Genomic DNA, 13284 nt, shown 5'->3' on the forward strand with positions numbered 1-13284 from the left:
CCGATACCGACCGGCCCCCGGTCAGCTCACGGTGGTGGACGACGACAGCGTCTTGCTGACGTCGACGAAGCCCGGCTTCTGGGCCACCAGGCGTCCGTCGCGCACCACTTGGAAGGTCACGGCCCGGTTGACCACCCGCGGGAAGTCGGGCGTGCCGAGCATGTCCTCGAACTTCCAGCGCAGCACCGGAGTGAGGCCGCCGGTCGAAACCCGCACCCCGTTGTCGAGGGCCCGCGAGACCTTCCCGGGGTTGATCCTGTCGTCGTGGATCGACCGGATGACCGCCTTCAGCACGGTGTACGCGATCCACGTGGTCTGCACACCGGCGTCGGCCGGGTCGATGTCGTTGTCGCCGAAGGCGTACGTACGGATCATCTTCTGCATCTCCTCCCAGCGCGCATCGCCCGCGGTCGGGTACCAGCCGGTGATGTACGCACCTTCCAGCGGGCCCTTGCGGCCGCCGGTGCGGTCGATGAGCGGCTGGCCGACGCTGCCCATGACGGAGGAGATCCGTACCTTCCGGCTGTCCTCGGGCAGCCGCCGGAAGGAGTCGACGAAAGTCTCCGTGCGGTCACCGAGCGCGGCCGTGACACAGCCGGGCCGGTCGTCGCTCCCCGTCCCGAAGCCGCTCCGCGCACCTGCCTTCCTGCGTGCCTGCTCAGCCTGCGCGGTGTAGTCGGTCGCGTCCTCCGCGGCAAGGATGTCCGTGGACTTGCGCTGACTGTCCTCCGCGAGGCCGGAGTTGAGGAGCACGGGCATTTCGTCGCCGGCAAGGGAGTTGGGCCTTACCAGCGAGACCCGTTGGCAGACGTTCGCGAGCTGCTTGCCGTTGCCGGCGAGGAGCGCCGCCTGGCCGCCGTTGACCGGGTAGGACAGATAGCTGGTGAACTCCTCCTCGGAGATGCCGTATCCGCCGATGAAGGGGATGCCCGCGGCCTCCAGCGGAGCCATGAAGGCATCGCCGTGCTGGCTGTACGAGCCGACGACCGCAACCACGCCCTCCTTGACCGCACGCCGTGCGCAGTTGGCGGCCCCGGTGGAGGTGTTCTGTTCGTTGCAGGTGATGACGCGCAGCTCGTGCCCGTCGATACCGCCCTGCGCCTCGGCCCAGCGGGCGTAGGCCTTCGCCATGGCGGGCATTCCGGGCATGTTCGTCACCGGGGTCTCCTCCGGGGCGAACGTCATCACCGTGACGGGCTCCCTGGACCCCCCCGTGGCCCCAGGGAGCACGCCACAGCCGGTGACCAGCGACGCTCCGACCGCCGCGACGGCCGTTGTCATACAGACGGCGCGAATCCGCACGGTCCGTGAGGGGCGGGTCCTTGAGGGGCGGGGGGAGGATGAACGTCGCCAACCGGTCATGGTGATGCACATTTCCTCCTCCCGGGTAACGGAAGAGTGAGCATTGATCAACGACGGGTGACGTGGAAGTGAATTACAGGGGGCTGTGGGGCCCTGCGACCAGGGAACGTACGATCGACGGCGTGCAGCAAGGTTCGGACACCTCTTCCCGCCGCGGCCGTCGCTCCTCCACCATGGGCGGCATGCCGCTCAATGACATGCCTTGGTGGCGCTGGCGCAGCAATGTGCGCTCGGCGCTGCACATGCTTTCCGACCCTGTCTTCCATGAAGAGTGCTGGCTGGCCGGCCGTGAGGGGTACGGCGACGTCACCGACGCCGTGTACCGCCTGGTCGAGGACACCTGGCTGGACAACTGGTCCGCGGAGAAGTACGTCGGGACGATCTTCCGCGACTCGGGCGAGGCCGCCCTTGTCGATGTCGCCGTCCTGCGCGTGCTGCGGATCATGCACCAGGTGGGTGCGGACGCTCCCGTCTCCGCCTATCTCGAACACCACGGCTGGCCCGAGGCCGTACGAGCCGCCCGCGAGGCACACGTACGGCTGTCTGTCGCCGACGGCGAGGACCCGGACGCTCCGCCGCGCTCGCTGGACGTGCTGCGGATCATGACCCGGTCCGCCTGAGTCCCTCGGAGTTCCGCCGAAGGCCTGGAGGCCGCTCGGGGTTCGCCCGGTGTCCGGCTGACGGACGAGTACTCCGGCCGGGATCAGCGGGTGTGGCATCCTACGAAGATGACTGACCAGTACGTCCTGACGCTCTCCTGCCCGGACAAACAGGGCATTGTGCACGCCGTGTCGAGCTATCTCTTCATGACCGGCTGCAACATCGAGGACAGTCAGCAGTTCGGGGACCGGGACACGGGTCTGTTCTTCATGCGGGTCCACTTCTCGGCGGAGTCGCCGGTGACCGTGGAGAAGCTGCGGGCCAGTTTCGTCGCCGTCGGGGACTCCTTCCAGATGGACTGGCAGATCCATCTCGCCGAGGAGCGGATGCGGATCGTCCTGATGGTCAGCAAGTTCGGCCACTGCCTGAACGACCTGCTCTTCCGCTCCAGGACCGGCGCGCTGCCGGTCGAGATCGCGGCTGTCGTCTCCAACCACAAGGACTTCGCCGAGCTCGTCGCCTCGTACGGGATCCCGTTCCATTACATTGCGGTCACCAAGGAGAACAAGGCCGCCGCCGAGGCGCAGGTGCTCGAGCTGGTTCGCGCCGAGAAGGTCGAGCTGGTGGTCCTCGCCCGCTATATGCAGGTGCTCTCGGACGATCTGTGCAAGCAGCTGAGCGGCCGGATCATCAATATCCACCACTCCTTCCTGCCGAGCTTCAAGGGCGCGAAGCCGTACCACCAGGCGCACGCCCGGGGCGTGAAGCTGATCGGCGCGACGGCGCACTATGTGACGGCCGACCTCGACGAGGGGCCGATCATCGAGCAGGAGGTCGAACGCGTCGGACACCAGGTCACGCCGGAGCAGCTGGTGGCGATCGGCCGCGACGTGGAGTGCCAGGCGCTGGCGCGCGCGGTGAAGTGGCACGCAGAGCACCGGATTCTGCTGAACGGCCGCCGTACGGTCGTCTTCGCCTAGGGCACCCCTGGCAGCCGGGCCGTCTACGGCGAGGCGCCGACGGGGTTGTCGCACAGATCGTCCAGTACGAACGCCCCCTCCCGCTGCTGCAGGATCCGCTCCGCCTCAAGCTGTTTGAGCAGCCGGGTCAGCAGATCGTGGTCCTGCGGGTGGCCCAGGAATTCCAGTACGGCGCGGTAGAACGCGTCGCGGAGGGTCGGCGGCATCGCGTCCGAGGCGTCCAGGCAGATCTGGCCGGCTCCTTCGAGCAGTTTCTGGACGTCGCGGGTGCCCTGCGACTGCGGCAGGGCGCCGAAGGTCCCGCCCGGGAAGTACGGCCGCTCCCCGGGCATCGCCGCATTCGCCCAGTCGTCGCGGGCCGCGCGGGAGGTGAGCCGGCCGAGCAGGTCCCAGGCGGCGGCGCTGGGCTTGAACACCGCGGCCATGTCGCCGGAGACCTCGAAGGCGTTCGCGCCGGATCCTCCAGCCTTCCCAGTCCTTCCAGGCTTTGCGGAATTTCCAGACTTTCCGGACTCGGTGGAACCGAGGAAACGCGCGGTGGGCGTGGGAAGCACATCGTCCGTGTAGTGGCGGCGGATGAAGGAGCCCTGGTGCTCATGGGTGCACCTGCCGCTGTTCAGCAGCCCGTACCCGCCGTTCCTGAGCAGCTCGAAGCCGTTCTCGAGCCCCTCCTTTCCGAGCTCCCCCTTGTTCGCGGCGAGTATGCCGGCCCACTGCTCCCATGCCGGCCTGGTCTCCGGCCAGGGGGTCTTGCCGGTCGCCCAGCTCTCGTACGCGGCGGGTCCCTGCCGCTGCAGCAGCAGATCCTCCACCCAGTCCGTGCCCGGCCAGCCCGAGGTCGCGCCCGAACCCACGCCAAGACACCAGTCCGGGGTCTTCCCGGTATCTGCTGCGTGGCTCCACACGATCGACTTCAGGTCCAGCCGCACCGGTGCCCAGTACGCGTGCGTACGGGCCTCGCCGTCCTTGGTGTCGACGGTGACGGCGGGCGCCCACGGCGGAACCGCGGCACCCACCACGCTTTCGGGCAGCGGATAGGCGTCCCCGGCGCGAGCGTACGCCGCCAGGTCGCCCGGGCTGCTCACTATCGCCACATCCGGCGGCGCACCTGCCTGCAGCTGGGCGACCAGGGTCTCGCGCAGGGAACGGGTGCCCTTGTAGACGTAACTGCGTCCGGTCCGCTTCTCGATGCCCTTCAGCGCCGCCAGGAACGGCTTCTCCTCGCCGTCGGTCCACGGGCCGAGGACGACCAGCGTCCGCTCCTCATCCGTAGCCGAGCAACCGCCGGCCGTCACGGCGGCAGCGGCGAGCAGACAGCCGGCCAGCACAACCCTCAAGCACCTCATACGTCCCCGTACTTCCGTAGGGTGCGGCCGGCCGGATACGGGCGGCCGTAGAGGAAGAGCGTGACTCCGCAGGCGAGCGCGCCCACGCCGCCGGCCGGCACGGCGATGCCCGCGGTCATCGACCAGCCGTCGGGATGTGTGCCGCGCATCACGGCGGCCGCGTCGAGCGCGGTGGACTCGATCCGGCGAGGGGCCGTGACGCGATCCGCGCGCACTTTCTCCAGGGCGCCGACGGCCGTACGGACCCGCTCCTGTGCGCCGTGCTCCTGTGCGCCGCCGACGGCCAGCAGCGCGGGGGTGAGGAGCACCGGCACCGCGGCCACCGCCAACTGCAGGCTGATCAGCCGCAGCCGGTCCCGCAGGAAGACCGAGGTGCCGACGAGGACGAAGGCGAAGAGCGCGGCCGCCAGTGCGGCGGCGCCGGCGGCCGTCACTGTCAAGGGACTCCAGGCCGCCAAGTCCCGGTTCTCATCCCGTAGTTGGCGTTCCAGCTCTCTGATGCGGTCCAGGATGGTGGTCGGCTCCTGCGGTGGAGTACCGGCTGTCGTGCCCTTGGGGCTGTCCAGCATGTCGGCGGCGTAGCCGACCCCGGCCGTGCGCAGCACGTCGGTCGTACGGTGCCGGTCCGCCCAGGCGATCTTGTCTCCGTAGGCGACGACCAGACCCGACACCACCCGCAGTTCCTGTTCCTGCGCCTTGTGCAGGGCCCTGGACTGCGCCACCTGGTTGAGGCTCTGTGAAGCCTCGGTGAGCAGCGAGCGGTAGGTCTCGCCGAGCTCGACCAGGCCGGGCTTCCCGGGGGTGCGGAGGAGTCGTGACACGGCTTCCTCCTGGGCCAGTTGGAGGGAGGTCCGGGCCTCGGCCAGATCCACCAGCGCGGGTGTGCAACGGTCCCGCAGCCGTTCCGTACGGCCGTGGATGTCGCCGTAGGCGGCGGCGGAGAGGGCGAGGGCGATCACGCCGAGTGCCGGCAGCACGAGCATGCGGCGGCGCAGGAACGCGGCGGTGGGCCGGCTGCCCTCGGCGGTACGGCCGGTGGCGCGACGCCACAGTGCGGGGAAGAGGCGGCGCGGTGCGGGAAGTGCCCGAGGCAGGGCACGCAGTGCCCGGGACAGGGGTGCGGCGAGGCGGTTCAGCGGGTTCATCGGCCCTCCCCCGAGCCGGGCCGCAGCGAGCGTGGCAGCCAGGCGGTCAGTGGCCGCGGCGGCGTTCCCGTACGGCGGCCGTCGTGCCTCTCCCGGTCGCGGTCCCGGTCGCGGTCCCGCTTCCGGTCGCGGTCCCGGTGGTGCTTCAGGCCTAGAGGACGGGTCCGGTAGGCGTTGTCGAGGAGCGCCTCGGCGAGGGCCGCGTCCTCGGCCCGGTCGGTGCGCGGCACCTGCTTCGCCAGCTGCCGGTAACTGGCGGAGAGCTGCTCGCGCAGTTCGCGTTCCGTGGCCGGGACGTCTATCGCGGAGGGCAGCGAGGCGCGCAGCTCGGCCGGCGGATCGGCCTCCTCGCCCTTCTCCCGTGCGGCGTGGACCAGTTCGAGGAGGAGCTCGCGCAGCTCCGCGGTGAGCCGTTCCTGGGACTGCCGGTCGGTGAGGCCCTCGTGGCTGACCAGCCGGTGCAGTGCGGCGTACGCGCGCACCGCCGATGCCACGGTCGGCGGCGTGCCGTCGGCGGGCAGGCTCGCATGGATGCGCACCATCGCCGTACGGGCGGCGGTGCGGTGCCGGGAGTCCGGCGGGACGCCGTCGAGGGACGCGAGGGCCCGTTCCGGGCTGCGGCGGGCGAGATGGATCCGGGCGAGCCCGAAGGCGGCGCTGCCGAGCGCATGGTTGCGCCGCCAGACCGTTTCGTAGAACTGCATGGCCTGCTGTTCGTGCGCCTCCCGCGCCTCGGCGGCCTGCGGCGCGCTGTCGTCCCCTGCGGCGCGCCAGTCGTCGGCCAGCTTCTCGTGGCAGTAGCCGAGCGCGAGCTTGGGCGCGAACTCGCCCGGAATGGCTCGGTAGACCTCGTCGAAGGAGGTCAGGGCGGGACGCAGCCGGCCGTGGGCGAGATCGATCAGACCCTGGTGCCAGTTCAGCCGCCAGTCGTAGCGGGCCCGGTCGCCGAGTATGCGATGGGCTCCCTTGAGCTCTCTGGTCGCGGCTTCCAGCTGTTCGACCCGTTGCCGCAACTGGTCGCGGGCGAGCTCGAGATGGAGCCGGCAGCGCAGCAGATGGAGCTCGGGCGACTCCAGCCACTCGCCGCTGAGCTGGAGCAGTCCGACCGGGTCGTCGTACGAAGTGCGCTGCAGCTCCTTCCAGTTGGGGTCCTGTTGATCCGCCTTGGGTACGGGCAGGGCGACGGCGGCCTCGGCAGGCCCCGGCACCTGTGCGCCGAGGCGGTAGCTGCGGCTGCTGTCCTCCCGCCAGCGGTCCAGCGGCGGGGCCTTGCCCAGCTGCCCGTCCAGCGCGGTGGCCGCCCGGTCGAAGAGCGGCGACGGCTCGAAGGTCTCCACGCCGAGCCGCAGGGAGCGGAGTTCGCGCAGGACTCCGCGGAGCTGGAGAGCCATCTCCTGGGCGGAGGCGTACCGCTGCTTGGGATCGGGTGCCATGGCGCGGTGCAGGGCCCGCTGCAGCGACTCCGTGCCGAGGTCCGCGGGCGGCGCCGGGGCCTTGGCGAGGAGCTCGCTGAGGACGGCGCCGACGGTGTAGAGATCGCCCGCGGTGGTCATCTCGCCCGCGGCCCCGGTCTCCGGCGGCCGGTGGCTGACCGGTCCCGGTGCGCCGGGCTCGCGTACGCCCGCGACGTCGATGAGCTTGATGCCGTTGCCGCAGTGCAGGACGTTGGTGAGGGAGAGATCGCCGTAGACGAGACCTTCCTGGTCGTGCAGATAGCTGAACGCGTCCAGGATGCGCAGCCCGTACGCGACGATGAACTCGCGGACCCGGGGTCCGGAGAACGGCGGATCGTGCCGGGCGATCCGGGCCGCGACCCACTCCAGCGGCGCGCCGTCGGCGAACTCCATCACGATGAACTCCGCCGAGGACGACGGATGCCGTGCGTAGTTGACCACCCGGATGACGGACGGATGGTTGAGGCTGACCAGCCGCAGCCGCTCCTGGTGGGCCTGGAGGACGGCTGCGGGGTTGCCCGGGTCGAGGATCCCCTTGAGCGCCACGGGCCGGTTCTCCAGCAGGAGATCGCGGGCGAGATACACCTGCCCGTGGCTGCCCCGGCCGAACGGGCCCACCACCTCGTACTGCTGGTGCAGCCGGTCGCCGCCCGCGAGCTGGTGCCCGGCCGGGGCGGTGACCAGCGCGTCCGGATCGCGTACGGCGACGACCGGCAGATCCGTGAGACCTTCGCCGGGCGGCTCCACCACGAACTCGTGCGGGCCCAGCGGACCGGTCAGCGCCCGCTCGGCGCTCTCGGCCTCCAGCATGGCCGTCTCGATGTCGACGGCGAGCCGGAACAGCGCGTGCGGCAGAGCGGGCGAGTCGAACAACGGGCTCCCGCGCCGCAGCTGTTGGAGCTCCCGGCGGAGCCTCGGCGTCCGCGGCTCGGGCCGCCGCGGGGCGGGGCGGCCGCCCGTGGCCGGGTTCGCGGGCAGCTGCCGTAACCGCTGCTCGGTCTCGGCCAGCCGGGCCATGCGCGTCCCGAGCCGGTCCGCGCGCCGGTCGGGCCACTCGGGCTCGAGGAGTTCGGCGCGGACCTGCGCGAGCAGCGGGGAGCGCCGGTCGCTGAAGACAAGGAGCAGCCGGCTGTCGTCCCGGGCGCGCAGGGCCCGCAGCAGTGCCACGATCTCGGCGTCCGTGGAGGCGGACCGGTCGACGGCGAGGAAGGCGGCGAAGAGCGGCGGGCTCTCGTCGGCGATCCGGGCGAGCAGTGCCTGGTGGGGTGTACGGGCCGGGGTGTCCGGTTCGGTGGTACGGGACGGCGACTCCGGGTCGGTGGTACGGGACGGCGACTCCGGGTCGGTGGTACGGGACGGCGACTCCGGGTCGAGCGTGCCGGACGGCGGATCCAGGCCTATGCGGCCGGCGGCGTGGACGGCGAGGTTCTCGACGGTGCGGTTGGTGGCGTCGACGGCGATGTCGATGCTGCCCACCTGCGGCTCGCCCGCCGAACTCCCGGACGCGGACGGCGGGCTCTGCTCCCGGTCCGCCAGCGTGAGGGCCGAGCGGATCGTGTGCAGCAGTTCGTGCTCACCCTCACCGGCGAAGGCGAGCTCTACGGGGTCCGTGTCCGGTGCGCCGTCCAGCCAGCGGGTGAGCCGACGGTGCAGCCCCGGGACCCGGCCCGAGGCGGTCCTGTCCGGGGCGACGGCGACATCGCGGGAGACGGCCCGGTGCCCCGTCACCGTCAGCCCCAGCCGCTCCAGAGGCAGATGCTTCAGCACCGTCTCGGTCGGGATCATGTACGCGTGCTCGCGCCGGACGGGCGCCTCCGGGGTGCCGAACTGGTGGGCCACGATGCCGATGAGGCGGCGAGAGCGGCTCTGGACGACCCCGGCGCCGCTGTAGCCGCGCCGGACCACGTACGCCGAACCCTCCGTGTCCAGCTGCACCCACTCGGGCGTGGGCGAGGGCCCGCCCCGCCCCATCAGCCGGGCGTCGAGGTGCTCGCCGCCCGGCAGGTCCTCCGGGTAGCCGGTGAAGTGCACCGGTTCCTTGCGCGCGGGGATCTGGCGGTGCAGTACGGCATGCGCCACGGGCGGCTCCTCGTCCAGCTTGAGCAGGGCGAGGTCGCCACTGAAGTGCGGGGTGGGCGGCACCAGATACTCCCGCAGCAGCCGGGCGGGCAGGGGTTCGGAGACGCCGCCGGAGAGGGTGACGTGCGGGACGTCGACATAGACGGTGTCGAACGGGGTGCGGAAGCCGGACCGGTCGGGGCGGGACAGCACCGTATGGGCGCAGGTGAGCACCAGACCCCCCGGGAGCAGCACTCCGGCCCCGAGTGGGCGGGTGGCCCGGTCCTGCGTACGGAGCAGACAGACTCGCCAACTCTCTTCGTGCGGCACTGAGTTGGACGTGCGCAACGGCTCCCTCATACTGCTCAACGATAACTACAGGAGACGAGGTGCGCGATGGCTGAGCGTGACGACACCGCGGTGGCCGGGCTGGCCGAAGTGATCGGACAGGTCCGGGACGAGCTGGAACGGGCGCAGCGGGACGGCGAGGGGCGCGACCTCAAGTTCAGTGTGGAGAAGGTGAATCTGGAGTTCGCTGTGCAGGTGCGGCGGGAGGGCAGCGGCCGGGCCGAGCTGCGGATCGGGGTGGTCACGGCGGGCGGCGGCGGTTCGGCGGCGCGCGACCGCACCCACACGATCCAGATCGAGCTGAAGCCGCAGCGGCGCGACGGCAATCCGAACTTCAGCGTGGGCGGCGAGTGAAGGTACCTCTCGAGCGGCAGGCCCCCTTCGGTCTTGTGCAGGCGTACAACCCATGGCTCTCCGATGTCAGACACTGGTACGAGCACACAGGCGATGCGGGCCCCTAGCGTTCTCACCACCCGACAGGTGAGGGAGTGCGCAGTGATGCCCGAGAGCGCAGCGCCACGGCAGTACTTCGTGGTGATCGGCAGCGACATGGCGCGCAGGGTTTGTGGTGTGCTGCAGTCGGCCGGACACCTTGTGTGTCACCTCGACCGTCCCGGGGACGAGGATCTGCGCCGGGCGCTGCGGCGGGAGGTGGCCGGCGTCGCGGTGCTCCTCGACGACGACGTGGAGTCCTTGCGCTACGCGCTCGCCGTTGAGCACATCCGCCCCAACGTCAAGCTGGTGGTGACGGTCTTCGACCGGACGGTCAGTGAGCAGCTCCTGCGCGTACTGCCGAACTGTCAGGTCACCTCGCCGGCCGATGTCGCCGCGCCCGTTCTCCTTGCCGCCTGCCTCCAGCCCGATCTGCTGAGCCTGACCGGGACACCTGCGGGCCACATAGGCGCTCGTTGGGAGGAGGAGGCCGTGCGCCTGGAATCGTGGCGGCCGCCGCGCTCGCTGCGGTGCCGGGCCCGGCTGGGCAGGATCCGAGGGCAGCTGCGGCCGCACGACGGCAGCTCGCGGATCATGCTGACGGGTCTGGCCGGGCTGCTCACGGTGCTGCTGGCCGACTGGTCCTGGGCCGTGGCCTTGAACCACCGCCCGCCCGTGGAGGCTTTGTTCGAAGCGGCGCGAACGGTATCTGCCGTCGGCCCGGCGGCCGCCCATGGTTCGGACGCCTATCTGGTGTTCTCTGCCGTCGCGATGCTTGTCACCATTGTGTTCACCGGTGTGTTCACCGCGGGGATGGTCGATCGTCTGCTGGGACCGCGCGCGGTCGGCATCGTGGGCTCCCGTGCTCTGCCGCGGGCGGGGCACGTGGTCGTTGTCGGGCTCGGGCAGGTCGGCCTGCGCCTCTGCACCCAGCTGCAGGCTCTGGGCATCGGCGTGATCGCACTTGAGCGGAATCCGGCAGCGCCGATGCTGCGTCTGGCCAGGGCACTGGGCGTGCCCGTGGTCATCGCCGACGCGACCGACCGATTCGTGCTGAGCACGCTCAATCTGCAGCAGGCGCAGGCGCTGGCCGCCGTGGCCTCCGACGACCTGGACAACATCGCCGTATCGGTGGCAGCCCTGGCCGTCGCACCGGAGCTGCGGGTGGTCATGCGCGCGGGCGAGCACGAGGCCATCGCAGAGACCCGGTCCCTGTTCCGGATCGGCGACGTCCACGACCTCAACAGCCTGACCGCCGCGTATACGACCGCGAGCCTGAGCGGGCTGCGGCCGCGGGGCGTGGTGACACACGGCAAGCGGCTGCTGGTGCAGCGCGAGGACGGGGCTTTCGTGCCGTGGCCGTCGGCAGAGCGCTGCGACCACCCGCCAGAAGGCGACGCCCCAGCGGAGATCGCCGCCGACGCTTATCTCCCGGGCTGCCATCCGGCCACCTGGCCGTGAACGGTCCCGACAGCCACCGGATGCGGGGACCTCGGCCGTATCACCGCCGCCGTCGCCGGGTTGTCGCCGTGCCGGACCTTTGCCGTAGCGCCGGGCCGTCGCCGTGCTGGTAGGGCGAATCGGGCTGCACATCCGCGACTGCGTTTGAGCATGTGTCTGAACAGCGCTCCAGCGTGCGTGACATCTGTCCATGGTGGCCCGGCCGCGCTCGCTCCTATCGTCTGCGTACCCCGATTCCGCGCGCCGGGTCACCCCCTGGCGCTCCCCACCCTCACGTGTCCTCGCCCCCGGCGGCTCCATGTATCCGAGCCCGATGAGCCGGACGGCCGTCCTCACCCGACACGTGGGCATCGACAACGGCCCCAGGCCGCGAACAGGCAGCCCCGAGCCGGCGGGCCGGCCTTCCGGCCTCCCGAGTGGTCGTACACACCGTCGTCCCACCCGTGCTCGGCAAGTGCACGACCCCGCAGGCCGGTTTTGCCCAGATCTCTCCCCTCTGTCCCGATTCCTTTCCTCTGTAAGGACTGAGCATGAGCGCGCACCCCACGAACACCGACATGGCTTCGCCACCCCGTGAGAGCGGACAGACGCCGTCCGCGGACGGCCTGAGTGCCGGGCTCAAGAACCGTCATCTGTCGATGATCGCGATCGGCGGTGTGATCGGCGCCGGCCTGTTCGTCGGTTCCGCCTCCGGGATCGCGGCCGCCGGCCCCGGCATCCTGCTGTCGTACGCCCTGGTGGGCGCGATGGTCGTCTTCGTCATGCGGATGCTCGGCGAGATGGCCGCGGCCCACCCCACCTCCGGCTCGTTCTCCGCCTACGCCGACCGGGCGCTGGGCCGCTGGGCCGGCTTCTCCATCGGCTGGCTGTACTGGTTCTTCTGGGTCGTGGTCCTGGCCGTCGAGGCCACCGCCGGCGCGAAGATCCTCGAGGAATGGGTCCCGGCCGTCCCGCAGTGGGGCTGGGCCCTCATCGTCATGGTGGTCCTCACGGCGACCAACTTGGCCTCGGTCGGCTCCTACGGCGAGTTCGAGTTCTGGTTCGCCGGTATCAAGGTCGTTGCCATCGCCGGCTTCATCGTGATCGGCGCTCTGGCGGTGTTCGGCGTACTGCCCGGCTCCGACCACGAATCTGTGGGCCTGGCCCATCTGACCGGCCACGGCGGGTTTCTGCCCAACGGCCCCGGGGCGATCCTCACCGGCATCCTCATGGTCGTCTTCTCCTTCATGGGAAGCGAGATCGTCACCCTCGCCGCCGGTGAGTCGGAGAACCCGCGACGCGCCGTCACCAAGGCCACCAACAGCGTGATCTGGCGGATCGGCGTCTTCTACCTCGGCTCGATCCTGGTCGTGGTCTCTCTGCTCAGGTGGGACGACCCGGCGATCAAGGAGAAGGGCTCGTACGTAGCGGCACTCGACGCGATCGGCATCCCGCACGCCGGCCAGATCATGAACGTCATCGTCCTTACCGCCGTGCTTTCCTGCCTCAACTCCGGCCTGTACACCGCCTCCCGCATGGCCTTCTCACTCGGCCGGCGCGGTGACGCACCCACAGCATTCGCCCGCACCAACAGCCGCGGCGTGCCGCAGGCCGCCATCCTGGGATCGGTCGTCTTCGGCTTCGCCGCCGTCTTCTTCAACTACCAGTGGCCCGACACGGTGTTCCTGTTCCTGCTGAACTCCTCCGGTGCCATCGCCCTGTTCGTCTGGCTGGTCATCTGCTTCACCCAGCTGAAGATGCGCCCCATCCTGCTGCGCGAATCACCGGACAAGCTCGTCGTACGGATGTGGCTCTTCCCGTACCTGACCTGGGCGACCATCGCAATGATCTCCTTCGTCCTGGTCTACATGCTCACCGACGACGCCGGACGCGAGCAGGTGATCCTCTCCGCACTGGTCGCGGCACTGGTCGTGGCGATCTCGCTGGTCCGGGACCGGGTGCTGCCTGCTCGGTAGGGCTTTCCCCGCCGGCCTGCTGCTCGGGGTGCTCATCCTGTGCGGCAGGCCGCTCCCCTGTGTGATCTTCAGCGGCGGAATGGTCGGCGACGGTTCCACAGGCCTACTGGTGGGCGCCTGAGGGCCCAGAGAAGGCACCAGGG

9 protein-coding genes are annotated in these 13284 nt (G+C 70.5%); 5 read left to right on the plus strand and 4 right to left on the minus strand.

The window, feature by feature from the left end:
* Positions 1-21 precede the first annotated feature (21 nt).
* Positions 22-1362, minus strand: coding sequence for an ABC transporter substrate-binding protein (locus ACFYXH_RS09375; protein WP_389561491.1), 1341 nt, complete (start codon positions 1360-1362; stop codon positions 22-24).
* 173 nt (positions 1363-1535) lie between these two features.
* Here ACFYXH_RS09375 and ACFYXH_RS09380 point away from each other — a divergent pair, with 173 nt between their 5' ends.
* Together ACFYXH_RS09380 and purU are read left to right on the plus strand one after the other, a co-directional pair.
* On the plus strand, positions 1536-1982 hold the full coding sequence (locus ACFYXH_RS09380; RefSeq protein WP_389561822.1) for a hypothetical protein: 447 nt from the start codon (positions 1536-1538) through the stop codon (positions 1980-1982).
* Positions 1983-2090: 108 nt separating this feature from the next.
* Entirely contained in the window at positions 2091-2942 is an 852-nt protein-coding gene (gene purU / locus ACFYXH_RS09385; protein WP_385300489.1) for a formyltetrahydrofolate deformylase, read from the plus strand.
* Positions 2943-2965: 23 nt separating this feature from the next.
* Here purU and ACFYXH_RS09390 read toward each other — a convergent pair whose 3' ends face one another.
* Genes ACFYXH_RS09390 through ACFYXH_RS09400 form a run of 3 tightly spaced genes read right to left on the minus strand, consistent with a single transcriptional unit; the run spans position 2966 to position 9305 of the window.
* Positions 2966-4288, minus strand: coding sequence for an extracellular solute-binding protein (locus tag ACFYXH_RS09390; protein WP_389561492.1), 1323 nt, complete (start codon positions 4286-4288; stop codon positions 2966-2968).
* Positions 4285-5433, minus strand: coding sequence for a hypothetical protein (locus tag ACFYXH_RS09395; RefSeq protein ID WP_389561493.1), 1149 nt, complete (start codon positions 5431-5433; stop codon positions 4285-4287). The genes ACFYXH_RS09390 and ACFYXH_RS09395 overlap by 4 nt, the downstream gene beginning before the upstream one ends.
* The gene (locus tag ACFYXH_RS09400) at positions 5430-9305 is read right to left on the minus strand and encodes a tetratricopeptide repeat protein (protein WP_389561494.1); all 3876 of its coding nucleotides are present in this window, start codon (positions 9303-9305) and stop codon (positions 5430-5432) included. The genes ACFYXH_RS09395 and ACFYXH_RS09400 overlap by 4 nt, the downstream gene beginning before the upstream one ends.
* A 36-nt stretch (positions 9306-9341) precedes the next feature.
* Between ACFYXH_RS09400 and ACFYXH_RS09405 the strand changes: the two genes are divergently transcribed.
* The 3 genes from ACFYXH_RS09405 (at position 9342) to ACFYXH_RS09415 (ending at position 13141) form a co-directional block, all read left to right on the plus strand.
* The gene (locus tag ACFYXH_RS09405) at positions 9342-9647 is read left to right on the plus strand and encodes a trypco2 family protein (RefSeq protein WP_389561495.1); all 306 of its coding nucleotides are present in this window, start codon (positions 9342-9344) and stop codon (positions 9645-9647) included.
* Between the two features lie 144 nt (positions 9648-9791).
* Complete coding sequence (locus ACFYXH_RS09410) at positions 9792-11186, plus strand: NAD-binding protein (protein ID WP_389561496.1); 1395 nt, start codon at positions 9792-9794, stop codon at positions 11184-11186.
* A gap of 557 nt (positions 11187-11743) precedes the next feature.
* The gene (locus tag ACFYXH_RS09415) at positions 11744-13141 is read left to right on the plus strand and encodes an amino acid permease (protein ID WP_389561823.1); all 1398 of its coding nucleotides are present in this window, start codon (positions 11744-11746) and stop codon (positions 13139-13141) included.
* Positions 13142-13284: the final 143 nt, after the last annotated feature.

It is taken from the genome of Streptomyces sp. NPDC002730, assembly GCF_042888805.1.
Lineage (GTDB): Bacteria > Actinomycetota > Actinomycetes > Streptomycetales > Streptomycetaceae > Streptomyces.